The following is a 24,500-nucleotide window of genomic DNA, read 5'->3' as shown; positions in this document are numbered from 1 at the left end:
GAGATGGCGTGACACCCTGGTGGCATGAAGATCCTGCTGACCTCCTCGGGCTACATCGACCCTGCTCCGATCCGTGACGCCGGCCACGAGGTGGTCCTCTTTGACGAGAGTAGTCCCGTCCCGCCCGACCACCGGGACGCCGAGGCGATGGTCCTGTGGGGAGGGGGCGGGAGCGGGCACGGTGCCGTGCTGCGCGAGATGCCCGGCTACCTCACCCACCTGCGCTGGATCCAGACCCTGGCCGCAGGCCCGGACAACGTCCTGGCAGCCGGGTTCCCGCCCTCGGTGGCCATCACCTCAGGGCGCCACTTCCACGACGCCACTGTCTCCGAGCACGCGCTGGCCCTCACGCTGGGCTGCCTGCGCCGCCTCCCGCAGGCGGTACGCGCGGCCGAGCGCGGCGAGTGGGACCGCGAGCTGGGCGGGGCCAAGCCGGTCCACGACCCGGAGCGCCTGACCACCCTGCTCGGCGCCCGCGCCCTGGTGTGGGGCTTCGGCGCCATCGGGCAGGCGACGGCGAGGCTGCTGAGCGCCTTCGGGGCGCAGGTGCGCGGCGTGGCACACAGCGCGGGCGAGCGCGCGGGATTCGAGGTGCTCGCCGTCGACCAGATCGAGCAGGCCCTGCCTGCCACCGACCTGCTGGTCATGGTGCTTCCCTCTGCCTCGGACACCGCCGGCGCCCTGTCCCGCGAGCGACTGGCCCTGCTGCCCTCGCGTGCCGTCGTGGTCAACGTCGGTCGCGGCACGACGGTGGACCAGGAGGCGCTGGAGGAGGCACTGCGCGAGGGCCGGATCGCCGCGGCCGGCCTGGACGTGACCGACCCGGAGCCTCTGCCCGCTAGCTCCTCGCTGTGGAGCGCACCGAACCTGCTCCTGACCCCTCACGCTGCTGGTGGCAGGGTGGTGGGCGCCACGGAGCGCATCATCGCTAACGCCGCCGTCGTGGAGGCGACACCGGTAGGTGAGCCGCTGACTGGCCTGGAGGCGCTGGTCACCCGCTAGCCACCGAAGGGCAGCTGGGCCTCCAGCTCGTCCAGGGTCGTGGGAACCGTGCGGGGAGCGTCCTCGTGCTCGTGCGCCGTGGCTGCCGCAAGCTCAGCGACGGCGTCCAGCGCCGAGGCGTGCCGCTGGCGCGAGGAGCTGTCCTCGACCTCGTCCTGCTCGGCCTCGTGCGTGGCGCTGGCCGTCTCAGCCTCAGGCTTGCGGCTGCGGGACCCCGCTGCCCGGCTGCTGCGCGCCCGGCTCGTGCGCGTGCTCCGACCGGCAGGGCGCGCCGACCGCTTGGATCGCCCAGCGGGCTCCTGCTGCGCGGGAGCTGCCGCGTCGTCGGCGTTGTCGGCGTCGTCACGGTCCTGATCGGCCTCCTGGGACTGCGTGACGCTGTCTCGTGCCCCCTCGGCCTGCCCGTCCCCGGCGTTGGCCTGGGTCTGCTCCTGCGTGGAGGAGGCCTCAACCTCCTCGGCCTGGTTGCGCCCGCCGCGGATCGAGGTGCCGTCCGTACCCAGCGGCTCCATCGCCGCCTCGTCCAGACGTGAGGGCGTCACCGGCCACTCCGGTCCCTGGTCAGGAAGGTCGGTCTCCGAGTGGGCGCCGCAGCCGTGGTCCAGAGAGACCACGCGTCCGTCGTCGGCCGCCCACTCGTTGGCACAGATGCCGAAGACGTTGCGCAGCGGCCCGGCCAGCGGGACGAGGAAGCCGCAGGTGGCGCAGGCGGCGTGGGCCTTGCGCACACCGTCCGCCTCAGGACCGTGGTCGCCGTCGTACCAGCGCTGGGCGGCACGCTGCACGCCCTCGGCAGAGAGCACGCGTGCGCGGCCGAAGTCCAGGGCGTCAGTGCCGACGACGTCGCCCTCCTCCTCACCGGTCGCCTCCCACCCGGGCTCCAGGCGCTCGTCGGTCTCACGACGCGGCAGCCGGTCGGAGCGCGAGACGTCCCCGGGCTGGAGACGGTCCGCCCACGGGATCCACGCCGGGGCGAGGATCGCCTCCTCACCGGGGAGCAGCTCCATCTCGCACACCGTGGCGCTGCGGGCACGCGGAGGGCGCGTCAGCGTCACGGCCCAGCGCCAGCCTCGGTACCCGGCGAGGTTGCACTCAAACAGGTGGGTGACCACGCGCTCGCCCTCGCGACGGGCACCCATGTGGGCACCCACGCTCAGGGGCTCGGTGATCTGTCCCAGGAACTCGTGCGCCAGCTCGACGGCGGCCGGGGAGCTGAGGACCTTGTCCTTGGCCGCGGCTGCGGCCTGCTGCTTGGTCGGCAGGCTGCCCGGGCGGTCGAGGGAGGCCGTCGCGGGGTCCGCGAGGGTACCGACCTGGCCGGGAGCCGGGTGTCCGGTCTCGGTGGCGGTGGCTGTCTCGGGCTCAGTCGCGGTACGTGTCACCCGACCAGTGTAGGGGGCAGGTCCACAGGTCCCGCACCGACCAGCCCGCCGCCGGGCCGTCTGGGTGGCTGCCCCGCAGACCTACTCCTCCTCGACACCGACGATGCGGTGGACCGCCACCGTCAGCTCGGTCTCACGCACGACGTCAGCCAGACGTACTCGCCCGGGCTCGACGGCCAGGACCCGCACGCGTCGCTCCTGCACGCTGCCGTCCTGTCCCGCCAGCCTCAGCCGCAGCCGCGAGCGCGAGGCCCGCGCCTGGCGCAGCAGGGCGAGGGCGTGGACCGGGTCCGTCGCCGCTCCCCTGCCCAGGCCGGCGTCGGTCCGGGCCTGCTCCCCCGCCCGCATCCGCCCCACGAGCACGGCCAGGTCGCGCGCCGAGGGACGACGTCGTCGCACCGGTCCGCCCGCTCCGGGCCGTGCCGCCTCAGGGGCCTGGCCCCCTCGGCGGGAGGGAGCCTGCGACGTCGCCAGCAGCAGCGCACCGTGAGCGTCCTCCAGCACCGGCGCACCGCCCGTGCTCCGGATCAGCCTCAGCACCTGCCCGGCCGGGGCGCTGGAGGTCAGCACCCCGGGGGCTAGCTCGTCGAGCTCCAGCTCGGCCAGGCGCGCGTCCGCCACCAGGCCGGCGGCAGCCGCCGGGTCCGCCACCCGCAGGACCGAGGCGACCTCACGCACACGTACTGCGCCGTGGTGGCGGGCAGCGTCCTGGACCAGGACCGTGAGCGCGCTGGGCAGGGGCGAGGGAGAGTAGCGCTCCAAGGCTGCCGTCAGCTCCTCCGCGCTCATCCCCACGTCCAGGGCTCCCCGGACAGACTGCGGGGTGAAGCGCACGGTCAGGGCCCCGCCTCGCGACTCGACCACGCTGGAGCGCTCCAGCAGCTCTCCGAGCGCCGGCTCCGGCCGCCCCGGCACGATCGCAGTGAGGTCGGACTGGACCAGGAGCACGTCCACGGGCGTGGACAGGTCGGCCGCCAGCGCCTCCTCCAGCTCGCCCAGGACGCGGTCACGCACCTGCGGCTCCTCGTCAACGGCAGTACCGGCCTCTCGCAGGCCTCGGGCCAGACGCGCAGCAGCATCCGACGGCGTGCCTCCCCCGGTCAGTCCCAGGACCTCCGCCTCGGCCAGGACGGCAGTGACGGCGCCCTCAGGCACGACGCGGCGCGGCCGGGCATAGGTCAGTGCCTGACGCACCCAGGTCGGGGTCAGCACCGTCCCGATCGGCAGCGACGCCATGAGCGCGAGCACGCGGGCGCGCAGCGCCCGGGCCCAGCCGGCCTCGACGTCCTCACCCAGGACCGGCCGCAGTGTGCCGTCATCTTCCCGGGTACCAACCAGCCAGGGGGTGCGGGCGCTGGTGGCCCAGGCCAGCACCAACGGCGCCCAGCGCTCGGGAAGCCCAGCCGCACGCCACGCCGCGGCCTGGGCCGAGGGGACCCAGCTCGCCCCGTCCTCGTCCAGCCCCAGCAGGCCGGCGCCCGCGGCGAGCTCGATGACGGTCGCGGTCGCCTCCGGCGTCAGGTCCAGCGCCTGCGCGGTCCTGCTCAGCACCCTGACGCCCACGCCACCGGTGCGCAGGATGGCGCCGCCCTCGCGACCCCACTCCTCCAGCAGGACGGTCACCAGACGGACGATCTCCTCAGCAGCACGCGAGGCCTGGTCCGCCACCGCGGCCGCGTCCTGGGTCTCCAGGTCCTCGGCCCTCGGCGCGACGGGAGCCTGCGGCACCTCGGGCCGGGGCCCGAAGGACTCGGCCAGGCCGACCACCGGTCCGGCCTCGACCACCAGCGCCAGGCGGCGCAGCCGCCCCAGCGCCGCACCGACGTCGTCAGTCCCGATACCCGTGGCACTGGCGACAGCCGCGGGCTCCTGGGTCCCCAGCGACACCACGGCCTGAGCCACGGCCAGGGGCACAGACCCCATGTCCGCGAGCGCGACCTCGACGCTGGGGCGCCCGCCGGCGCGAGCGGCCAGGGCGGTGAAGGAGGACGACGGCGGGGAGATGAGGTCGCGGCGGGCCTGGAGGAGCTCGGCGACCTCGGAGTCAGAGCGGGCGGTCAGGTGGGCGGCGAGGTCGTCGGTGCTCGCGACGGCGCCTGAGGGATGGTCCGGCCACGCCGTGTCCTGCCCGGGGGCGGCGCCTGCGCGCGGGCGGGCGGAGCGGGAGGTACCTGGGGTGCTCATCCTTGTCACACTACCGTTCCGGCCCCCACCCGTGGCGCGGGCCACCGCCAGCTCCCGCGCTCCGCCGCCGGTGAAGGCGTCGCCTGCGTCACGGCCGTGCGGGCCCCTGCCACGCCATACTCCCCCCATGCCTGCCTCTGCACCGCCCGACGGCCCCCTCATCGTCCAGAGCGACAAGACCGTCCTGCTGGAGGTCTCTCACCCGGCCTCCACCGACGCCCGCCGCGCGATCGCGCCCTTCGCCGAGCTGGAGCGGGCCCCCGAGCACGTCCACACCTACCGCATCACGCCCCTGGCGCTGTGGAACGCCCGCGCCGCCGGCCTGGACGCCGAGACCGTCATCCACGTGCTCATCACCTACTCGCGGTTCCCGGTCCCGCACTCGCTGCTGACCGAGGTCGCTGAGACCATGGGTCGCTACGGCCGTCTGCAGCTGGTGACCGACCCCGCCCACGGGCTCGTCCTGCACGCCACGGACGTGCCCGTGCTGGAGGAGGTCATGCGCTCCAGGAGGACCAAGGGGCTGCTGGGCGAGAGGCTGAGCACCGAGGACGTCGTCGTCCACCCCTCTGAGCGAGGACACCTCAAGCAGGTGCTCATCACGCTGGGCTGGCCGGCTGAGGACCTGGCCGGCTACGTCGACGGCGAGGCCCACCCCATCGCCCTGCGCGACGACCCGCAGGCGGCTGCAGCCGGCCAGGCCGGAGCCTTCGCGCTGCGCCCTTACCAGGCCGAGGCGGTCGACGCCTTCTGGGCGGGTGGCAGCGGCGTCGTCGTCCTGCCCTGCGGGGCCGGTAAGACCCTGGTGGGCGCCGCCTCCATGGCCCGCAGCTCGACAACGACCCTCATCCTGGTCACCAACGCCGTCTCGGCCCGCCAGTGGAAGGAGGAGCTCATCCGCTTCACCTCCCTGACCGAGGACGAGATCGGGGAGTACTCCGGCTCTCGCAAGGAGGTCCGTCCGGTCACCATCGCCACCTACCAGGTGCTCACCACCAGGCGGAAGGGCGTCTACCCCCACCTGGACCTGCTCGACGCCCACGACTGGGGCCTCATCGTCTACGACGAGGTCCACCTCCTGCCCGCCCCGATCTTCCGTATGACGGCCGACCTGCAGGCCAGGCGACGTCTGGGCCTGACGGCCACGCTCGTGCGTGAGGACGGCCGTGAGGACGAGGTCTTCAGCCTCATCGGTCCCAAGCGCTACGACGCACCGTGGAAGGACCTGGAGAACCAGGGCTGGATCGCTCCGGCCGTGTGCACCGAGGTACGTCTGGACCTGGAGGTGGATGAGCGCATGACCTACGCCACCGCTGAGAGCGAGGACCGCTACCGCCTGGCTGCCACCACGCCAGCGAAGGTAGGCGTGGTGGACAGCCTGCTGGCGCGTCACGCCGGGGAGTCGGCGCTCGTGATCGGCCAGTACGTCGACCAGCTGGAGGAGATGGCTGAGCACCTGGGCGCCCCGGTCATCACCGGGTCGACCACGGTGCGCGAGCGCCAGCGGCTCTACCAGGCCTTCCGGGACGGGGAGGTGGGCACGCTCGTGGTGTCCAGGGTCGCCAACTTCTCCATCGACCTGCCCGGCGCCTCGGTGGCCATCCAGGTCTCGGGGTCCTTCGGCTCACGCCAGGAGGAGGCCCAGCGGCTGGGACGGATCGTCCGCCCCAAGGGGGACGGACGTCAGGCCCACTTCTACACGGTGGTCACCCGGGACACCGTGGACCAGGAGCTCGCGGCCCACCGTCAGCGCTTCCTGGCTGAGCAGGGCTACGCCTACGAGGTCGTGGACGCCTCGGACCTGGGCGGCACCGAGGCCTAGGCCCGTCCCACACCGTCGCTTTCGAGCGTGAACAGTCGGTTCCGTATCGGGCAACGTGGAAACCGACTGTTCACGCTCGAGAGCGACGTGGCTCGGACCAGCGAGGGAAGCGCGTCGCGGGTGCTGGCAGGAGACCCGGGGAGGCGGAGGGCTCAGCCCTGGACGCCGTGCCTGGCCGCGTGGGCGCGAGCGTGCCGGACCAGCTCGCGGGCGAGGGCCCGTCCGTAGGCCTGAGCCACCGGGTCGGCCTCCTCAGCCGTGGCGCGAGCCTGCTTGCCAGCAGCCACCGCCTCAACCGGTAGGTCCTGGCCCGAGGACACGGCACTGTCAGTGACGACCGGCAGCGCCACCCCCATCTCCTCAGCGGCCTCACGCTCGGCCCACGAGCCGAGCCGAGCGGGGCTGGCCTCAGGGTGGTGCTGGAAGGCCAGCATCCGGCCCACACGCCAGGTGTGGACCGGGCAGCGCTCGGAGGACGCCAGGAGCGTGGCTCCCTGCGGAAGGCCGACCACGGCGTCGTCGTGGGAGACGACGGCCGGTAGACGCGTACCGTCCTGGGTCGAGATCCCGGCACGCACGGCAGCGCGCACAGCCTCGTCAATCACCGGCCCAAGCACCCGGTCAGCCAGGGCCGCCTCAGTCAGCTCCACGGTGACCACCCCGTACTCACCACCGTCGGGCGACGGCACGGCTGTCGCCCCGCCCAACGCCTCAGCCGCGACCTGCGCACCCAGACAGACGGCCAGGGTCGGCAGCTCCTGGGCCACCGCGGTGCGGATCATCGCGCGCAGGCCCTCCAGCCACGGGTGGGCCTGGTCATCGTGAGCGCTCATCTGCCCACCCAAGATCACCAGGGCATCGCCCAGATCGTCAGCAGCAGGCAGGCTCTCCCCCTTCCACAGGCGCACGGTGCGCAGCCGGGCCCCGGAGGCGAAGAGCCACTCGCCCAGCCGGTCCAGGGGAGCGACGGCGTCGGGCTCGATCACCGTGATGAGGGGGCCAGCAGGCCGGGGCGCGGACGCCGGCAGGGTCGGCTCCGACGGAGGCTGAGCCGTGGCGCCGGAACCGGCGGGAGATGATGACGTCATGTCGCTGGGCTGAGTCATGGGTCTATTGACTCCAAGGTGCCGCGGTCACGCAAGCCGAGCGTGCCACGTTCGCCGTCAGACGCAGGCCCGGGCGCCGTTCCGCCTTCAGGCCGAGAACCGTCGCCCAGCTGCGCCGCTCCTGGCGTGCTGGCGAAGAAAGGAGTTGCTAGGAGCCAGACCACCCAGCACCATAGGCCGTGATGTACACGACACCCTCGCCGCGGCGCCCGGCCCTCGCCGTCCTGGCCGGCTGCGGCCTCATCCTGTCCTCCCTCCTCGTGACCCCCGTCGTGGCAGCCGCGCCGGCCCGGTCACAGGCTCCCGCCTCCTCGGCCAGCGCCCAGGTAGTCCAGGCCGCCAGCTCGGCCTTGCTCAGCACCAGGACCTCCGACGCCCCCTCCACCACCCTGTCCGAGCAGGTCACGGACGCCGCAGGCATCCTGACCTCCTCCACAGCCCGAGACGCTGTGGCCACAGCCGAGGCCAGCAATGTCCACCTGTGGGTGGTCACATATGACGATCCGTCAGTGCTCGCCACAGACTTCGCCGCCAAAGCCTGGTCCAGAACCGGGATGGGCAGGGACGACGTGCTGCTGGTCATCAATATCTCCACCGCCGATCCCTCCGGGCGCAGCTACGCCTTCGATGGTGATTCCAGGGGGTCGGTGTGGTCCCAGGCCCGCCTGGGCGAGGTCCGCCAGCGTGTCCAGGAGCACCTGAGCCAGGAGGACTGGGACGGGGCCGTCACGACGATCGTGGAGGACCAGCCGACAGCGGAGGAATCAGCTCACAGCGGCCGCGCACCCTGGGTACTCCTTGCGTTGATCGCCATGATCGTCGTCATGATCGGCGCCCTCCTCGCCTCTGCGCGCCGCCGGCGGGGCGCAGGACGGCGGCTCGGAGGCAAGGAGGTCCCGACGCGAAGCGATCACGTGGGCACCGATCCGGCCCGCACCCTGCCGCTTGAGGCCCTGCGCACCCACGCCTCGTCCACGCTCCTGGCCTCCGACGACGCCGTGCGCGCCGCTGACGAGGAGCTGTCCTACGCTCAGGCACAGTTCGGGTTGTCCGCCACCGACGCCTTCACCCAGGCCCTGGCCGAGGCCCGCGAGCACATGGAGCGCGCCTTCGAGCTGCGCAAGCTGCTCGATGACGATATCCCGGAGACTGAGGCCCAGCAGCGCCAGATGTACGGCGAGATGCTTCAGCGCTGCCAGCAGGCCACCACGGTCATTGCCGCCCAGGAGAAGGCCTTCCACGAGCGGCGCGGCATCGAGGCCAACGTCCCCACCGCGATTGCGGAGACGCGTCAGCGGGCCGCCGAGACCGAGCAGGCCCTGCACGCCGCCCAGACCCTCCTCGTCACGCTCCACGCCACCTATCCACCAGCCGCGCTCAGCTCAGTGGACCATGCTCCCGGCCAGGGGCTGAGGCTGCTGGCCGCCGGCCGCAGCGCCCTGGAGCAGGCACAGGCCTCGGCAGACTCCGGGCAGCAGGCCACGGCGGTGGAGCAAGTGCGTATCGCCCAGGGGGCGGTCGCCCAGGCCGGGGAGCTCGCAGCCCAGGTACGCGGTGCCCGCGAGCGCCTGGAGCGGGCTGCACAAGACCTGGAGACGGCCATCTCCTCACTTTCCTCTGACCTCATGGACGCCCAGCGCCTGACAGCCCAGGTGCCCTCCTCCACCCTCGCTCCGCTGGTCACAGAGGGCGAGGCTGCCGTGGCCCAGGCACGCGCGGCTCTACCTGCTGCCAAGGGAGTGATGCTGGCCAGCTCGCCAGCCACCACCTCGGCAGGCCCAGAGCCCCTGGGCAGCGGGGGCGAGGACCCGCTGGCCGCCCTGGACCGTCTGGCACGGGCCGAGGCCGCGCTGGACGCCGCGCTGGCACCGGCTCGCGCCAAGGAGGAGAACGACTCGCGCGCCCGCGCCTCACTCGGCTCGCGCCTGGCTCGTCTGACCTCGCAGATCGACGCCGTCACCTCCTACATCTCCACCCACCGCGGGGCTGTGGGCTCCTCGGCCCGCACAGCCCTGTCCGAGGCCGCCCGCCACGCCGCGGCAGCCACCTCACTGCAGAGCAGCGACCCGACGGCGGCGCTGGCCGAGGTCACGGCCGGTGAGCCGCTCGTGGCCCAGGCCCAGGCGATCGCCGAGGCTGACGTGCGCGACGGCGGCGACTCCTTCGGCGGGTCGGGCAGATCCGGCTCCAGCGGCCTGGACCTGGGCTCGCTGGTCCTGGGAGGCATCCTGCTGGGCGACCTAGGCGGTGGGCACCGCAACCGCAGCTATGGCGGGTGGGGCGGTCACCGTCCTGGCGGCAGCTTCGGAGGGGGCGGGAGCAGCTTCGGCTCAGGCGGAGGTGGCGGTTTTGGAGGTGGCGGAGGCCGCTTCTAGACACGCCTCCTCCAGCCCTCTGGGCCCCGTCCCGTACTGGTCTGGAACGCCAGGAGAGTCACGTCTGTGAGGAGGCCCGCGTGATCTCATGTGCCCATGCTCACGCCCATTGCGATACCGTTGCATGCGCCGCTCTGTACTACGCCGATCCATGGAAGCATCCGAACCAGCAGGCGGCGACCAGTGTCGCACCGCGAGAACCTCTCCACCACCGCGCACCACTGACACGATCCACGAAAGGGACAACCCATGGCTGAGAAGCAGTCGATCCTGGGCCGCATCGCCCAGCTGACCCGCGCCAACGTCAACGCTCTGCTCGACCGTGCCGAGGACCCCGAGAAGATGCTCGACCAGCTCGTGCGCGATTACACCTCCTCTATCGCCGAGGCCCGCGAGGCCGTGGCCCAGACCATCGGGAACCTGCGTCTGGCGGAGAAGGACCATGACGCTGACCTTGCTGAGGCCAGGGACTGGGGCAACAAGGCCCTGGCCGCCTCCACCAAGGCTGACCAGCTGCGTACCGCTGGCGACGCCGCTGGAGCGGACAAGTGGGACTCCCTGGCCAAGATCGCTATCACCAAGCAGATCTCGGCGGAGAACGAGGCCACGTCGGCTGAGCCGATGATCGAGTCCCAGCGTCAGGTCGTTGAGCAGCTCAAGACGGGTCTCACACAGATGGAGGCCCGTCTGGAGGACCTTAAGTCTCGCCGGGACGCGCTGGTCGCACGTCAGAAGTCGGCACAGGCCCAGGTCAAGGTCCAGGGCGCGATCCGCTCGATCAACGTCATGGACCCCACCAGCGAGCTGGCCCGCTACGAGGACCAGGTCCGTCGCATCGAGGCCCAGGCCGAGGGCCAGGCCGAGCTGGCAGGTACCTCGCTGGAGGCCCAGTTCGCTGAGCTGGAGTCCGCCACCGCCATGACAGAGGCTGAGGCCCGCCTGGCGGCACTCAAGGCCGGCGGCAACAGCTCCCTGCCTGCGGCCCAGGCCCCCGCCCAGATCACTGACGGCGAGGTGGACGCGGCCTTCGCCGCTCTCAAGACGCAGGACGCCGAGGAGGAGGCCTCCTCCTACTGAGGCCTCACTGACGCCTCCCGACCACGAGCGCAGCCGCACCACGACCACCGTGGTGCGGCTACGCCGTCGTCATCGACCGGAGCCTGCAGCCTCGTACGCGCCTGCTCCGGCCATGAGGTGCGCCGCGCGAGCGGCCGCCGATACGATGGCCCTATGACCGCCACCTCAGCCACGCCCACCTACCTGCTCGTCGACGGGGAGAACATTGACGCCACCTTAGGCATGAGTGTCCTGGGGCGGCGCCCTGAGCCCGAGGAGCGCCCGCGCTGGGACCGCGTCCTGTCCTTCTGCGACACCCTGTCCGACCAGCAGGCCGGCGGTGAGGGCGAGGACACCCACGCCCTGTTCTTCCTCAACGCCACCTCCGGGCACATGCCGATGAGCTTCGTCCAGGCCCTGCTGGCCATGGACTACCGGCCCATCCCCCTGGCCGGCTCGGGGAGCCCGGAGGAGAAGGTCGTCGACATCGGTATCCAGCGCACCCTGGACGCGCTGGCTGACCGCGTCGAGTCCGGTCAGCGCGCCCAGGTCCTGCTCGGCTCGCACGACGGCGACTACATCCCGCAGATCGAGCGCCTGCTGGAGGCCGGCGCGAGCGTCGGGGTCCTGTGCTTCCGGGAGTTCCTCAACACCCAGCTCGCGGGCCTGGAGTCGCGCGGCCTGGTGGTCCACGACCTGGAGTCGGACGTGCGGGCCTTCACCATCGCGCTGCCCCGCGTGCGGATCATCTCCCTGGACGAGTTCGACCCGACCGCCTTCATCTAGGCCAACCGTCCCAGCCGGGCACCTCGTACCGGCCACCTACTCTCCGTTCAGGCAACATTCAGCCTTCGGGAGCACAGTGTCGGTATGGCCCGCTCTCAGGACTCCGCACAGCAACGGCACGAGGCTCGTCTTCTCGTCGTCGACGACGAGCCCAACATCCGCGACCTGCTCGCCTCCTCCCTGCGCTTCGCAGGCTTCGAGGTCACCACGGCGGCCGACGGCAACGGGGCGCTGCGTGCGATCGACCAGGAGGAGCCGGACCTGATGGTCCTGGACGTCATGCTCCCGGACATGGACGGCTTCACCGTCGCCCGGCGCCTGCGCGAGCGCGACGTCACCACCCCGATCCTCTTCCTGACCGCGCGCGACGACATGTCCGACAAGGTCCAGGGCCTGACCGTGGGTGGGGACGACTACGTCACCAAGCCCTTCGGCCTGGAGGAGGTCGTCGCCCGCATCCGCGCCATCCTGCGCCGTACCCACGCCAACCAGGCCGAGGACGACGGCATCGTGCGCGTGGCGGACCTGGTCCTGGACGAGGACGCCCACGAGGTCCACCGCAGCGGTGTCGAGGTGGACCTGTCCCCCACCGAGTTCAAGCTGCTGCGCTACCTCATGCTCAACGCCGGCCGCGTGGTCTCCAAAGCCCAGATCCTCGACCACGTCTGGGAGTACGACTGGAACGGCGACGCCGCCATCGTGGAGTCCTACATCTCCTACCTACGCCGCAAGATCGACCAGATCGAGACTGCTGACGGCCAGGCCGTGGCGCCCCTGATCCAGACCCGTCGCGGCGTGGGCTACATGCTTCGTGAGCCCAAGGGCGAGTAGCGTGCGGCCGCGCGGGACCAGACGGCCCGGCCTGAGGATCTACGAGGCGGCGACGGCACACGCCTCAAGCCCGCCGCAAGGCAAGCAGCACCGCCCTGTCAAGAAGGGGCGGTGGCACCCGATGACCTCCGCGCGGCGAGGCTGGCACAGCCTGCCGCTGAGCAAGCGGCTGGTCCTCATCACCACCGCCCTGCTCACCCTGGGCCTGCTCATCGCCTCGCTGGCGGTGACCTCGCTGCTGCACACCCACCTGCTCGGGCAGGTCGACGACCAGCTGAGCGTGACCTCGCGCGCCATCGGCTCGCAGGCGCTGACACAGATCCGTACCGGCAGCTCCTCGCTCATGCTCTCGACCTACTACGTCGAGGCCCAGTACATCGACGGCCAGGACGGGGCCATGATCTCGGCAGACACCGCTGCTGAGTACGGCACTCCCCAGATCGGCTGGCTCTCGCTCGAGGAGGCGATCTCCCAGAAGGACTCCCCGGACCTGTTCACAGTCGACTCCGACATCCCGGGCCGTCAGTGGCGCGTGATCGCCCTGCCGATCAAGGACGCCGAGACCCAGGAGTACCGCGGCGTCGTCGCGATCGCCCTGCCCTTGAGCGGCATGATGGATACCGTGGCCCGCACGCGCCTGATCGTGTCCATGGCCGACGTCGCCGTCATCCTCCTGGGCACCTTGGCAGCGGCCTACCTCGTGACCCGTTCCTTCCGCTCGCTGCGCCAGATCGAGGCGGTGGCCGGACGGATCGCCAAGGGCGACCTGTCCGCGCGCGTGCCCGTCAGCGAGCCCGCCACCACCGAGGTCGGCTCCCTCCAGCGGGCGCTGAACACGATGCTCCAGCAGAACGAGCAGGCCTTCTCCGTCCAGGTCGTGGCCCAGGAACGCATGACCCGCTTCGTCTCCGACGCCTCCCACGAGCTGCGCACGCCGCTGGCCGCGATCCGCGGCTACGGCGAGCTCTACCGCATGGGGGGAGTCCCCGCCGAGCGCCAGAGCGAGGTCATGGGACGCATCGAGACCGAGGCCTCACGCATGGGCCGGCTGGTGGACGACCTCCTCCAGCTCGCGCGTATGGACGAGGGCCGCAAGATGAACATGGAGAGGGTGGACCTCACTGAGGTCAGCCGCGGGGCGCTGTCGGACATGTCCGTCCTGGCCCCGGACCGCGAGTGCGCGCTGATCTCCCTCGTCGACGACGACGCCGAGCCAGGCCCCGTCGTCGTCACCGGGGACCGCGACCGGCTCAGCCAGGTGGTCACCAACCTGCTGGGCAACGTCGCCCGCCACACTCCTGCCGGCTCACCAGTGGAGATCGCCGTCGGCGTGGTGGCAGGTCCAGTGGTCGTCCCCGACCCTGCCGGCCAGGACCGGGCTGCCGGGGCACCGGCCCCCACTCCGCTCACCACCGTGGTCGAGGTACGCGACCACGGGCCCGGCGTACCCCAGAACGAGGCGCAGAAGGTCTTCCAGCGCTTCTACCGGGCGGACACCTCACGCAACCGAGAGACCGGCGGCTCCGGCCTGGGCCTGGCGATCGTCTCGGCGATCGTCGCCCGTCACGGCGGCACGGTCCAGATGCTGCAGACCCCCGGCGGCGGCGCCACGGTACGCATTGAGATCCCTGCGGCCCCTGACCAAGGGCCCGTCCTGCGCTAACCAGCCCCTCCAGCCGCCACCCGTCAGCCCGAAAGGTGGCGGGACGAACAGGCGTTCCCTTCGACTTCCGTGCGGCACGAGCATACGATGGCCAGCGTTTCCTCTCCCGACCTCGGAGGCTGTGCATGGGCGTCTTGGACGCACCTCAGTGGCTGCTGCCGGCGTACGTCCGCTCTGTCAAGGCGGTCGGCGCGACGGCGGGTGCCGAGCAGATCCAGGAGGTCGGCGAGCGCCTGGTGGGCATGTGGCTGAGCCCGGACCGGCGTTTCCACAACCTCAAGCACGCCATCGACATGCTGGCGCGCGTGGACGAGCTGGCTGACGAGTCCCACAACCCTGACGTCATGCGCCTGGCGGTGTGGTACCACGGCTGTGTGTTCTCCTCGGCCACCGAGGAGACCTACAGGCGCAACGGCGGGGAGGACGAGGTCGCCTCGGCCGCATACGCTGCTGAGGACCTGCACGCCCTGGGGGTCCCGGACAAGGTCACTGACCGCATCTGCGCACTCATCCTCAACCTCAAGCGTCACAACCTGGCACGCGAGGACATCGACGCCCTGGCCCTCAACGACGCCGACCTCGGGGCACTGGCAGTCGGGCCGCAGCAGTACAAGCGCTACCGCGAGCTGGTGCGCGAGGAGTACGCCCACATCCCGGCCAAGCACTACCTGAGTGCGCGCCTGACCATCGTCTCCAAGCTGCTGTCCCGCGAGACTCTCTTCTCCTCGCCCCTCGGTGCACGCTGGGAGCTGGCCGCACGCCAGAACCTGGAGGCTGAGAAGCAGCTTCTTGAGGACGGCCTGGCAAAGCTCGCCGCCAAGGAGGAGCAGGGCGAGGCCACCTGCACGGCCGCCGATGCCGCCCTGGCCCATCTCGCTGCCCGTGTCGAGCAGGCAGCCACCGAGGGCGAGCAGGTCGCAGCCGCCTGGGCCGCTCAGGATGATGAGGCTACCTCGGTCCCAGCCGGCCCAGCTGAGCCTCTGCCCTCCGCGCCGCTGGTGGCGATGGCCTCCAGCGTCCCGGCACCGCCGTCCGAGCCGGTCACGCCGACGCGTCCGGTCACCGCCCCACGCGGAGCGCCGGTGGTGCCGTCCCCCGCGACGCCCGCGGTCGGGGTTCCCCGTGCGGCCGGCGCCGCTGCGCCAGCCGTCGCGTCCACACCTGCGGTCCCTGGTCACGAGGGCCTGTCCCACACGACCTCCATGGAGTCCTGCGTCGCGGACATCGATCGCCTCATGAGCACTCCGCGCACAGCTCCGGCAGCCGGCGACGCAGCCTCGCTCACGCCCGCCGGTGGCGTGCCCGTGGTCGACCGTCAGTCGATGGCTGAGGCCGCGCGTGTGCGGCTGGCGGAGAAGCTGCGCGCCAAGGTCGAGGAGGCCAAGACCCTGCGTGAGGCGCGCACAGGGGAGTTCCACCCCGTCACCGAGGAGACTGCCGACGGCGGAGCCTCGCGGCTGGGTTAGGACCCTCCCCCGCGGACCCGTTGCAGCGCGGAGGCGTACGAGGCAGGGGCGCGAGGAAGACAGCGGGCGAGAGCGACAGCTGCGGGGCCTGACAGCTCGCCCGGGCTCCACAGGTCTGCACCGCGGCAGGGGCGCGAGCGACCGTCCACAGGGGCCCGGCGCTGCGCAGCGCTGCCTCCCTAGCCTGGACGCACCGGCGCCGACCAGCGACGCCCCGTGCGAAAGGCCCCTCATGCCCCTCTTCTCCGTTGACACCCAGGCCGTAGCAGACACCGCAGCGCGCGCCCGTGCCCGAGTCGCCACGATCCAGGCGGAGGTGGACGCGATGAACGGCGACATCGCTACTCTCCAGGCCTCCTGGACCGGCGGTGCCTCCGCCTCCATGGCCTCCTGCGCCGCGGACTGGCACCTGACACAGGTACAGGTCCAGACCAGCCTGGACGCGATCAGCCAGGCGCTGGACGCCTCCGCGCTGGCCTACGACGAGGCCGAGTCCACCAACGTCAGTCGCTTCGGTGCCCAGTGAGGCTGCACCGAGCCACCGCAGCGCCGCCGGGCCCGGGCAGCGGAGGTCTCACCAGGCAGGAGGTGGTGTCAGGACGTCCGGTTCCGGAAGGCCTCCGCCAGCACCAGGACGGGCCGCCCTCCCTGGTGGGAGAGCGGCCCGTCCGTGTCGTGTCAGTGCTGATCAGGTCTGGTCAGCACCGCAGCGGGTCAGCGGATCAGTACATGCCGCCCATGTCGTCTCCGCCAGCCGGGGCCGGGGCCGGGGGCTCCGGCTTGTCAGCCACGACGGCCTCGGTGGTCAGGAACAGGCCCGCAATGGACGCGGCGTTCTGGAGAGCAGAACGGGTGACCTTGACCGGGTCGGCGATACCGGCGGACAGGAGGTTGACGTACTCGCCGGTGGCGGCGTTCAGGCCCTCACCGGTGGGCAGGTTGCGCACGCGGTCGACGACGACGCCGCCCTCAAGACCGGCGTTGATGGCGATCTGCTTGAGCGGAGCCTCCACAGCGACCTTGACGATCGAGGCACCCGTGGCCTCGTCACCCTCGAGCTCGAGGGCGCTCAGGGCCTCAGCAGCCTGGATGAGGGCGACGCCACCACCGGCGACGATGCCCTCCTCGACGGCGGCCTTGGCGTTACGCACGGCGTCCTCGATGCGGTGCTTGCGCTCCTTGAGCTCCACCTCGGTGGCCGCACCGGACTTCAGGACGGCGACGCCGCCAGCCAGCTTGGCCAGGCGCTCGGAGAGCTTCTCCTTGTCGTACTCGGAGTCGGAGTTCTCGATCTCGTTGCGGATCTGCTGGACACGAGCCTCGATGGCGTCCTTGTCCCCGGCACCCTCGACGATCGTGGTCTCGTCCTTGGTGACGACGACCTTGCGGGCCTGGCCCAGGTCCTCCAGCGTGGCGTTCTCCAGCTTCAGACCCACGGTCTCGGAGATGACGGTGCCGCCGGTGAGGATGGCCATGTCCTGCAGCATCGCCTTGCGACGGTCACCGAAGCCGGGAGCCTTGACGGCCACGGACTTGAAGGTGCCGCGGATGCGGTTGACCACGAGGGTGGCCAGGGCCTCGGCCTCGACGTCCTCAGCGATGATCGCCAGGGGCTTGCCGGACTGCATGACCTTCTCCAGCAGCGGCAGCAGGTCCTTGACGTTGGAGATCTTGGACTCGACCAGCAGGACGTAGGCGTCCTCCAGGACGGCCTCCTGACGGTCCGCGTCGGTGACGAAGTAGGGGGAGATGAAGCCCTTGTCGAAGCGCATGCCCTCGGTGACCTCAAGCTCCAGGCCGAAGGTGTTGGACTCCTCGACGGTGATGACACCGTCGTGGCCGACCTTCTCCAGGGCCTCGGCGATGAGGGCACCGATCTGCTCGTCGGCAGCGGAGATGGACGCGGTGGCCGCGATCTCGTCCTGGGTCTCGACCTCCTTGGCATCGGCCAGCAGGCGCTCGACGACCGTGGCCACGGCCTTGTCGATACCGCGACGCACGGCGATCGGGTTGGCGCCGGCAGCCACGTTGCGCAGGCCCTCACGGACCAGGGCCTGGGCGAGCACGGTCGCGGTGGTCGTACCGTCACCGGCGACGTCGTCGGTCTTCTTGGCGACCTCCTTGACGAGCTCGGCACCGATCTTCTCGTAGGGGTCCTCGAGCTCGATCTCCTTGGCGATGGTGACACCGTCGTTGGTGATGCTCGGGGCGCCCCACTTCTTGTCGAGCACGACGTTGCGGCCCTTGGGGCCGAGGGTGACCTTGACGGTGTCAGCGAGGGTGTTCAGACCCCGCTCCATGCCGCGGCGGGCCTCCTCGTCAAAAGCAATGATCTTGGCCATGTGGGTTCCTCCACTTGGGTTGGACGGCCGACCGGTGCCCGCGACGGACGGGTCGAGGCAGCGCGTTCTTGTCACGCGCCTTCCCGGCCCTCACCTCTCGACCTGGTGTGCTCACTGGAGGCTGCCACGATGACGACCGGAGACCGGTCTGTCACTCGGCGGCCCCGAGTGCTAACCACAACTCTGGCACTCTCACCCCTCGAGTGCAAGAGGCGGGCGCAGCATCGGCTGGAGGCGAAACGCCCAGGCCGCTGCGCCGTCGTCGTACAGCACGTGAGCCGCCTCGTACCGATCCCATCAGGGCCGGCACGAGGCGGCTCGCCGGGCTCCCTACCTACTCGGTGAAGTCGGAGCGCAGGACGATGACGACGGGGTTGGACTGAGCGACCTCAGCGGACTCGACCACGTTGGCGATCCCCAGGGCCTCACCGATCGCACGGGCCGTGGCCTCGTTGTCAGCCGAGGCGTAGTAGATCGTCGTCGTCTCCGGTGCGGACTGGCGGTACACGCCCTGCTGGACGTGGACGTCCGTGTAGCCGACGTTGGTCAGGCGGTCGCCGGTGCGGCCCGCCAGGCCATTGACGGAGCTGCCGTTGTGAATGGTCACGCCCGTGGTCAGGTCCGCGCTCTGCTCAGGGGTCTGAGCCTCAGCCTGCTCCGGCTCCGCCGCGGCCGGCTCCTCCACCTCAGCAGCCTCTGCGGGTTCCGTGGTCTCAGCCGTCTCCTCGCCCGTCAGCTCCTTAGCCGCGCTGGAGGCGGACTCCTGCGCCGAGGGCGCGGTGTAGCCCATCCTGCCCAGCAGGGTGACGGCGGCCCAGGCCAGCAGGGGGACGATGACGATCACGGCAAGCAGGGACACCCAGCCTCGCCAGGCCGGCACCGGGGCGCGGTGGACACCGACCGGCTCGTGCGCCTCGTCGTTGCGGGCGTCGAACTCGTCCTCGGGATACTCGTAAGGAGACACGTCGTGAGAATAGTCGCTGCAGCACTTTTCCGAGACAGACACCCCGGGCCCACGCAGCGGTACCGCCAGCGGGACCAGCCGCGCCGGCTCGCGACACAGACGCCCGCACACGCTCTAGGCTCATGCCGTGAGTCACGCACGCCCCCTGTCCGAGCTGGTCGATCCGTCCTGGGCCCAGGCCCTGGCACCCGTGGAGCAGACGATTCACGAGATCGGCAACCGTCTACGCCAGGAGGTGGCTGCCGGCCGCGGGTACCTGCCCGCCGGCACCGACGTCCTGCGTGCTTTCACCTACCCCATGCAGGACGTCAAGGTCCTCATCGTCGGCCAGGACCCCTATCCCACCCCCGGGCACCCGATGGGCCTCAGCTTCTCGGTCCAGCCCGGGGTCCGCCCGCCCCGCAGCCTGGAGAACATCTTCACCGAGATGGTCAGCGACCTGGGCGTGGCCCGTCCGACCTCCGGCGACCTCACGCCCTGGTCGCGGCAGGGCGTCATGCTGCTCAACCGCGTGCTCACCGTCCGTCCAGGCTCTCCGGCGTCTCACCGTGGCTGGGGCTGGGAGGCTGTCACTCAGCGCGCGATCGAGGCGCTGGTGGCGCGGCAGACCCCTTTGGTAGCGATCCTGTGGGGCCGGCCGGCCCAGTCCCTGACCCCGATGCTGGGGACGACGCCGATCGTCGCCTCACCGCACCCCTCACCGCTGAGCGCCTCACGAGGCTTCTTCGGCTCGCGCCCCTTCAGCCGCGCCAACGAGCTGCTCGTGCAGCAGGGCACCACACCTGTGGACTGGCGGCTGCCCTAACGAGCGCCCCCCCCCCGTCTCGTCGCGGCGTGTATTCGTCTCGTCGCGGCGTGTGTTCGCCTGGTCGCGGCGTGTATTCGTCTTGTCGCGGCGTGTATTCGTCTCGTCGCGGCGTGTATTCGTCTCGTCGCGGCGTGTATCAGCCGCACCGGGGCGCGCCTGCGTCATGGCGGCGTGCGCACAGACGTCGCCAGGTACGCCTTCAGAACAGGGGCACGCCCTCACCACAGAAACGCACGCCGCGATCCCAGGGACGCACGCCACCACACCTGGAAGGCACGCCGCCACCGGTACCGCAAGGAACGTCGACGACGGAGTTACGCACCCCGTCCAGGACCACGCCCACAACATGCCCAAAGACGACCAGGGCCAGATAGCACGATCCCCCGGGATCGTTGAGATTCCGGGGGAAAGTGTGGAGCCGTCTATCGGGCTCGAACCGATGACCTGCTGTTTACAAGACAGATATAGGCCGTTGCAATGGCGCCAGAATCGTTGAGAATCCGCCGAATCGGCGTCCTGTGAGCATGTCAGAATGCGGGTGTTCTGAGAGAGATTGTGCTCAAAATGTGTTCACGGAGTCTCTGGTTAAGCGCTGACACGTCAAGGGATTTCACGGGCCTCTGGTTTGTGTCGGTGGGGGTGTCTAGGGTGGGGGTGCGTTCCGGCATGGGTGCCTTTTCGGAGCAGGGAAGCGCCCTGGATGATGGTTGTCATCCGGGGCGCTTCTCTTTGCTCGCGGTAGGCTGATGGTGAGCGGGATGAATCCGTCGCCAGCCCTGAGATAACGGGCCGCAGCCTTCGGGCTGCTATGAACGCGGTGGTCTAGTCCCGCTTTTCTTGTCTCATCCTCGCGGTGCGTACCCTGGAAACCCGGGTATGAATATGCAGGACCGGGGCTCAAGTCGACCTGAAAACCCGTACAGGATCGGAGCGCCTAAACGCGGAGCGATCAGGAGGCCTTGGGGAGGGGTTTCTCCCGGGGGTTTATGCAGTGAGCTGCATATCAGGCCTTGGTGATCTTCTGGATCGCGGCGGGGTGCGGGTAGAGGAACGCTACGCGCATGGTGGCGCGGATGGCGATGCGATCTGAGGTGAAGAACGCGGACTCGTCGCGAGTGAGTTCGACATCCTCGCGTACGCCGATCTTGATCCGGTTTTGGGGCAGCCCCCAGATGGTTCCCTCCTCGACGGTGGGTGAGACGTACAGAGGGACACCTGCCAGGGTCAGCGGTGCGACGGCGGTGGGAGTGGGGTTGAGGAGGAGGCGCTGGGAACCTGCCTGCTCCTTGATCTGTGCCAGGGTCATTGCGTCAGCGGGGTTGGCGACGAAGGAGGACAGGGTGGCTCCTTCTAGCTGTGCCTGGAAGGCGGCGGTGATGAACACGTCTGTGTTCGTCCACTCTCCTCCTGCTGAGACGGTGCCGATCCCGGGGACCTCAGCGATGCCGATTGGGGCGGTGGTGTCGCCGTCCTGACGCTTGCCGAAGAAGGCGGCATCAACATTGCGGGCAATGTCGCGGGCTAGGCCCTCGCCTACATGCTTGGCGATGTCGGGGGAGGAGTCGAGGATGAGCTCGCGGCTAAGGACGCTCAGGCCTGCGACCTTGTGGAAGCGGTCTGCGACCTCGGCGACCTTGGAGCCGGACAGGGGGATTTCTTCGCCCTCCTTGACCCATGCGGCTACGGGGTCCTTGGTGACGACTGGGACGCGGAAGCCGTCGCAGTCCTGTTGTAGCCGGGTGCTTCCGGCGGCGGTCAGGGCGACGGACTCGCGGGTGACGGGCTGGACGACTAGCTCTTCGATGCTCTGTGGCATCCAGGCGAAGGGCTGTCCGTTGGTGGTCATGGTTTCGGCCATCGTGGTTGTCTTCCTGTGAGGGTGGTGGCCGTTGGTACAGATAGAGGCCACCACGTGAGCATGTGCTGTGCGTGGTGGCCTCTGGCCGTCCCATGCTGCCCCTGCTGGGGCTGCTGGATTCTCCCCTTCACGACTCCGGGCCGTGGGTGGGGTTCCTGACTGTCATTCTACCGTCTGCGTAGAACGTCAAGCCAGGATGGTGTGTCAATACCTGCGGGGGTGGGTGACTGTGCCGGGTCGGGCTTGAGTGGGGGGTGTGCGGGTAGTCCGATCTCCTTGGCGAGGCTGGTTGCCCTGTCGCGTACGGCGGCGGTGTTGACTTCCCCGTCTTCGGACAGAAAGCGGGTGGGGTCGGTTTCGAACTTGCTGAAGACGGCCTTAGGCATCCAGTTGGGGAGGGCTGCCTCAACGTTGGATCGTAGTAGCGCCCCGTAGCGGCCTTGGAGCTCTTCTAGGGCGGTTTCTGCTTCGCGTGCGCGTACCCGGTATTTAGCTGCTTCGGCGTTGCCTCTAGCGCGCTCTGACGGCTCTGGCTGCGTGTCTGTGGCGTCGAGGTCTTGCGGTTCGTCTGGGAGGGGTTCGGGGGTGAGTGTGTCGGTGGTGGTCATGCTTCCTCCTTGATCTTGTCTTGGTAGGTGCTGAGGTCCCGCCGGTAGCGGGCCAGGTCAGGGCCGGCCAGGTCCCGGTGGTGGTGCAGGTAGCCGGGGCCTGTCATCGGGTAGCGGGTGGACTGCCTGGCCTTGCGGGTGCGTCCCGCGCCGTGCCTGTGTGCCATCAGGTCCTCCTAGGTGTGTGGTTGGCAGGTGGGGTGGTAGCCCGGGCTTCCGGGGTAGGGGGTCCGGGGCAGGTGGCAGACGGTGCACCACGCCCCGGTGAGGGTCACCAGCCGGGTGAGGTCCCGGGAGTCTGTCGGGTCTGGGACGCAGGGCACACCCGCGCTGTTGGGGACGGTTCTCATGCTGCTGTGGCCACACCCCCCGGGCACTCAGTGCACCACATGCCGACAGGGCCACCGTGAGGGCAGTAGACGTCCTGCGAGCCGGTGGCGTCGAAGGGCATGAACCCTCCCTGAACGGGTCGCCCCGAAGGTGGCGAAGGTGGCAAAGGTGGCAAAGGTGGCACGGTTATAGAGGGCTGCCACCTTCTGCCACCTTCGGGTTCCGGGTCCGAAGGTGGCACCAAGGTGGCAACGTCCTTAAGTTCTGCCACCTTTGCCACCTTCGCCACCTTCGTGCCACCTTCCTCGGAGGCTGAGGTCTCCTCCCGGAAGGCCCATACCCAGGCAGACCCCATGGATGCCTTGCGGCTGTCAACCTTGGGTGAGGTCATCCGACGGCGCGCGTCCTTGATGGTCTGCTCGTTGAAGCCCGCGGCCCGTCCGGCCTTGATCACGTCCCCGGCCTCAGCCTCGCCCCCGTTGCGGGCCAGGTAGTCGAAGACGAAGGCCTGTGCCGCGTTACGGTCCTCCGCGTCGTCTCCGAGGGCCTGTTCGCGGGTCAGGTCCGCCACGCTCTTGTCAGACACGCCTGTGACCACGAAGCGGCCGACGTCCCCGGTCCCGTCGGACAGCTGCACGGCGGCGGGCTCGATCTGGTAGCGGAGGGAGGGCAGGGAGGAGGGGTCGCGGCCAAGGCTGTTCTTCGTCTGGGACATAACCCGGCACTGGTTCTCCTCGTCCCGGGCGAAGGCGAACACGCTGCGAGGCACGTCCGTCCACGCCTTGGACTCCGAGACCGCCATGATGGGGTCTGAGTGGCTGCCCTTGTTGTGGTGGGCGATACCCAGCATGATGCAGTCGGTCGCCTGTGCGATACGGACCAGCGGGTCAAGCATCAGGCGGACCTCACGGGACCTGGATGCTGACAGCCTCTCCCCGAGCAGGCTCATCAGCGGGTCGTACACGACCATCGCCGCGCTCGTGTCCGTGATGGCCTGCTCAAGCTTGGCGTTGTCCAGAGGCAGGGTCAGGGCCACCTCCTCGTCGAGCACGCCGGTGGCCTGTACCCGGAACACCTTGTCCAGGTCCGCGCCGGCGGCCATGAGGCGGGGAACCAGCGTGTACTCCCAGGAGTCCTCAACGGCCACGTACAGCACGTTCCTGGGCTCGCCCTCGTAGGTGCCGGGCAGGGTCCCGGCGGTGACCTGAGCGGCCAGCCACATGCCGAACGAGGACTTGCCGGTCCCCTCACGTCCGGCGGCCAGGGCCAGGGACCCGGACGGGATGCGCCCGTCACCCTCCCACTTCCACGCCCACCGGACCTTCCTGGGGGTGATCCGGGACGCGGGGGTCAGGACGATGCGGCGTACGTCGTCCTGGTCTTGTTGGTCGCTCACGCGATCCTCCTTTCTTGCAGGGTCCTTCGTGCTCGGGCGGCGCGCTCGGCCTCGCCGCGCAGCTCGCACAGGGCCGGGTAGTCAGGTACCGCCTCCCGGCCCCGCGCCAGGTCGGCACCGAGCGCTCGGGCGTGGGCGGTCAGGTAGCGGGTGCTGCCGTCGGCCAGGGCCCGTAGGGCCATCGCCTGCCCCTCGGCCCGTCCCAGGTGTCGTTGCAGGGCCCCGGCCTGGGACGCCCCGGCCTGCCAGCCAGCCAGGTACCCGGTGCGCTCCCCCATGGCCACGGTGTCGGTGACCGCCTTCATCCCTTCCGGGGTCAGGGTGTCGACCCGCCCCATCCACTCCGGTAGGGGCCCGCTGGCACTGTGGGCCAGGGCCTGACGCAGCTGGGACGCCATGACGGCCTCCGTACGGGCCAGGGCCTGACGCAGGTGCTTCTCGGCGGTGTCGGCGAGGTCGCGGAGGTTCAGGTCAGCGAACCGCTGCTCTCCCACGCCCGCTCACCCCCAGCCGTGAGGGGT

The 24,500-nt window shown here is 70.3% G+C and carries 20 protein-coding genes and 1 tRNA gene; 10 read left to right on the top strand and 11 right to left on the bottom strand.

All coding sequences use genetic code 11. The features are described from left to right. Positions 1–24: 24 nt before the first annotated feature. Complete coding sequence (locus tag HRL51_RS00985; RefSeq protein WP_172192745.1) at positions 25–1,002, top strand: NAD(P)-dependent oxidoreductase; 978 nt, start codon at positions 25–27, stop codon at positions 1,000–1,002. On the opposite strand, the gene HRL51_RS00980 is transcribed toward HRL51_RS00985, so the two are convergent. Together HRL51_RS00980 and HRL51_RS00975 are read right to left on the bottom strand one after the other, a co-directional pair. Next, positions 999–2,384 (bottom strand): DUF3027 domain-containing protein, encoded by a 1,386-nt coding sequence (locus HRL51_RS00980; protein WP_172192747.1) that lies wholly within the window; start codon positions 2,382–2,384, stop codon positions 999–1,001. The two genes, HRL51_RS00985 and HRL51_RS00980, sit on opposite strands and share 4 nt — an antisense overlap. A gap of 81 nt (positions 2,385–2,465) precedes the next feature. Then, the gene (locus tag HRL51_RS00975; protein WP_172192749.1) at positions 2,466–4,568 is read right to left on the bottom strand and encodes a helicase-associated domain-containing protein; all 2,103 of its coding nucleotides are present in this window, start codon (positions 4,566–4,568) and stop codon (positions 2,466–2,468) included. A 127-nt stretch (positions 4,569–4,695) separates the two neighbouring features. On the opposite strand from HRL51_RS00975, the gene HRL51_RS00970 reads away from it, so the two are divergent. Further along, positions 4,696–6,390 carry a DNA repair helicase XPB gene (locus HRL51_RS00970; protein ID WP_172192751.1) on the top strand — a complete coding sequence of 565 codons (1,695 nt, stop codon included), beginning with the start codon at positions 4,696–4,698 and terminating at the stop codon, positions 6,388–6,390. A 152-nt stretch (positions 6,391–6,542) separates the two neighbouring features. Here the strand turns inward: HRL51_RS00970 and HRL51_RS00965 are convergent, their stop codons facing one another. Beyond that, a complete protein-coding gene (locus tag HRL51_RS00965) occupies positions 6,543–7,496 on the bottom strand; it encodes a type 1 glutamine amidotransferase (RefSeq protein WP_172192753.1) in 954 nt (317 codons plus the stop codon). A 182-nt stretch (positions 7,497–7,678) separates the two neighbouring features. Here HRL51_RS00965 and HRL51_RS00960 point away from each other — a divergent pair, with 182 nt between their 5' ends. From HRL51_RS00960 to HRL51_RS00930, 7 genes are all read left to right on the top strand, one after another. Beyond that, positions 7,679–9,871: a TPM domain-containing protein gene (locus HRL51_RS00960; RefSeq protein WP_172192755.1), complete on the top strand. Its 2,193-nt coding sequence runs from the start codon at positions 7,679–7,681 to the stop codon at positions 9,869–9,871. Between the two features lie 249 nt (positions 9,872–10,120). After that, complete coding sequence (locus tag HRL51_RS00955; RefSeq protein WP_172192757.1) at positions 10,121–10,948, top strand: PspA/IM30 family protein; 828 nt, start codon at positions 10,121–10,123, stop codon at positions 10,946–10,948. A gap of 153 nt (positions 10,949–11,101) precedes the next feature. Continuing rightward, positions 11,102–11,713, top strand: a complete 612-nt coding sequence (locus HRL51_RS00950; RefSeq protein ID WP_172120516.1) for an NYN domain-containing protein — start codon at positions 11,102–11,104, stop codon at positions 11,711–11,713. A gap of 84 nt (positions 11,714–11,797) precedes the next feature. Continuing rightward, positions 11,798–12,544 (top strand): response regulator transcription factor, encoded by a 747-nt coding sequence (locus HRL51_RS00945; RefSeq protein ID WP_172120517.1) that lies wholly within the window; start codon positions 11,798–11,800, stop codon positions 12,542–12,544. A gap of 121 nt (positions 12,545–12,665) precedes the next feature. Further along, entirely contained in the window at positions 12,666–14,207 is a 1,542-nt protein-coding gene (locus HRL51_RS00940) for a sensor histidine kinase (protein WP_172120518.1), read from the top strand. Positions 14,208–14,332: 125 nt separating this feature from the next. Then, positions 14,333–15,673, top strand: coding sequence for a hypothetical protein (locus HRL51_RS00935; protein ID WP_172192759.1), 1,341 nt, complete (start codon positions 14,333–14,335; stop codon positions 15,671–15,673). 232 nt (positions 15,674–15,905) lie between these two features. After that, positions 15,906–16,199 (top strand): WXG100 family type VII secretion target, encoded by a 294-nt coding sequence (locus HRL51_RS00930; protein ID WP_172120520.1) that lies wholly within the window; start codon positions 15,906–15,908, stop codon positions 16,197–16,199. A gap of 196 nt (positions 16,200–16,395) precedes the next feature. Here HRL51_RS00930 and groL read toward each other — a convergent pair whose 3' ends face one another. Both groL and HRL51_RS00920 read right to left on the bottom strand, forming a co-directional pair. After that, positions 16,396–18,015 carry a chaperonin GroEL gene (gene groL, locus HRL51_RS00925; protein WP_172192761.1) on the bottom strand — a complete coding sequence of 540 codons (1,620 nt, stop codon included), beginning with the start codon at positions 18,013–18,015 and terminating at the stop codon, positions 16,396–16,398. A 334-nt stretch (positions 18,016–18,349) separates the two neighbouring features. Beyond that, positions 18,350–18,979 (bottom strand): LytR C-terminal domain-containing protein, encoded by a 630-nt coding sequence (locus HRL51_RS00920; protein ID WP_172192763.1) that lies wholly within the window; start codon positions 18,977–18,979, stop codon positions 18,350–18,352. Between the two features lie 127 nt (positions 18,980–19,106). On the opposite strand from HRL51_RS00920, the gene HRL51_RS00915 reads away from it, so the two are divergent. Beyond that, positions 19,107–19,784 (top strand): uracil-DNA glycosylase, encoded by a 678-nt coding sequence (locus HRL51_RS00915; RefSeq protein ID WP_172192765.1) that lies wholly within the window; start codon positions 19,107–19,109, stop codon positions 19,782–19,784. Between the two features lie 416 nt (positions 19,785–20,200). Here the strand turns inward: HRL51_RS00915 and HRL51_RS00910 are convergent. The 6 genes from HRL51_RS00910 to HRL51_RS00885 form a co-directional block, all read right to left on the bottom strand. Further along, a tRNA-Ser gene (locus tag HRL51_RS00910) sits at positions 20,201–20,269 on the bottom strand. 521 nt (positions 20,270–20,790) lie between these two features. Then, entirely contained in the window at positions 20,791–21,696 is a 906-nt protein-coding gene (locus tag HRL51_RS00905) for a phage major capsid protein (protein WP_280528704.1), read from the bottom strand. A gap of 116 nt (positions 21,697–21,812) precedes the next feature. Beyond that, positions 21,813–22,253 (bottom strand): hypothetical protein, encoded by a 441-nt coding sequence (locus tag HRL51_RS00900; RefSeq protein WP_172192767.1) that lies wholly within the window; start codon positions 22,251–22,253, stop codon positions 21,813–21,815. Then, on the bottom strand, positions 22,250–22,420 hold the full coding sequence (locus HRL51_RS00895; protein WP_172192769.1) for a hypothetical protein: 171 nt from the start codon (positions 22,418–22,420) through the stop codon (positions 22,250–22,252). Before HRL51_RS00895 ends, HRL51_RS00900 begins: the two co-directional genes overlap by 4 nt. Positions 22,421–22,599: 179 nt before the next feature. After that, entirely contained in the window at positions 22,600–23,979 is a 1,380-nt protein-coding gene (locus HRL51_RS00890) for an AAA family ATPase (RefSeq protein ID WP_172192771.1), read from the bottom strand. After that, on the bottom strand, positions 23,976–24,473 hold the full coding sequence (locus HRL51_RS00885) for a hypothetical protein (protein ID WP_172192773.1): 498 nt from the start codon (positions 24,471–24,473) through the stop codon (positions 23,976–23,978). The genes HRL51_RS00890 and HRL51_RS00885 overlap by 4 nt, the downstream gene beginning before the upstream one ends. Positions 24,474–24,500: the final 27 nt, after the last annotated feature.

The organism is Actinomyces faecalis, from assembly GCF_013184985.2.
Taxonomy (GTDB): Bacteria; Actinomycetota; Actinomycetes; order Actinomycetales; family Actinomycetaceae; genus Actinomyces; species Actinomyces faecalis.
The sequence above is the reverse complement of the archived record's forward strand: the minus strand, read 5'-3'. Positions and strand labels throughout refer to the sequence as shown.

What these genes read in the sequence shown, in the direction of transcription:
- HRL51_RS00955 (WP_172192757.1), top strand. Translation starts at nt 10,121, where the DNA reads ATGGCTGAGAAGCAGTCGATCCTGGGCCGCATCGCCCAGCTGACCCGC.
- HRL51_RS00970 (WP_172192751.1), top strand. Translation starts at nt 4,696, where the DNA reads ATGCCTGCCTCTGCACCGCCCGACGGCCCCCTCATCGTCCAGAGCGAC.
- HRL51_RS00895 (WP_172192769.1), bottom strand. Translation starts at nt 22,420, where the DNA reads ATGGCACACAGGCACGGCGCGGGACGCACCCGCAAGGCCAGGCAGTCC.
- HRL51_RS00930 (WP_172120520.1), top strand. Translation starts at nt 15,906, where the DNA reads ATGCCCCTCTTCTCCGTTGACACCCAGGCCGTAGCAGACACCGCAGCG.
- HRL51_RS00950 (WP_172120516.1), top strand. Translation starts at nt 11,102, where the DNA reads ATGACCGCCACCTCAGCCACGCCCACCTACCTGCTCGTCGACGGGGAG.
- HRL51_RS00945 (WP_172120517.1), top strand. Translation starts at nt 11,798, where the DNA reads ATGGCCCGCTCTCAGGACTCCGCACAGCAACGGCACGAGGCTCGTCTT.
- HRL51_RS00940 (WP_172120518.1), top strand. Translation starts at nt 12,666, where the DNA reads ATGACCTCCGCGCGGCGAGGCTGGCACAGCCTGCCGCTGAGCAAGCGG.
- HRL51_RS00965 (WP_172192753.1), bottom strand. Translation starts at nt 7,496, where the DNA reads ATGACTCAGCCCAGCGACATGACGTCATCATCTCCCGCCGGTTCCGGC.
- HRL51_RS00985 (WP_172192745.1), top strand. Translation starts at nt 25, where the DNA reads ATGAAGATCCTGCTGACCTCCTCGGGCTACATCGACCCTGCTCCGATC.
- HRL51_RS00960 (WP_172192755.1), top strand. Translation starts at nt 7,679, where the DNA reads ATGTACACGACACCCTCGCCGCGGCGCCCGGCCCTCGCCGTCCTGGCC.
- groL (WP_172192761.1), bottom strand. Translation starts at nt 18,015, where the DNA reads ATGGCCAAGATCATTGCTTTTGACGAGGAGGCCCGCCGCGGCATGGAG.
- HRL51_RS00900 (WP_172192767.1), bottom strand. Translation starts at nt 22,253, where the DNA reads ATGACCACCACCGACACACTCACCCCCGAACCCCTCCCAGACGAACCG.
- HRL51_RS00935 (WP_172192759.1), top strand. Translation starts at nt 14,333, where the DNA reads ATGGGCGTCTTGGACGCACCTCAGTGGCTGCTGCCGGCGTACGTCCGC.
- HRL51_RS00975 (WP_172192749.1), bottom strand. Translation starts at nt 4,568, where the DNA reads ATGAGCACCCCAGGTACCTCCCGCTCCGCCCGCCCGCGCGCAGGCGCC.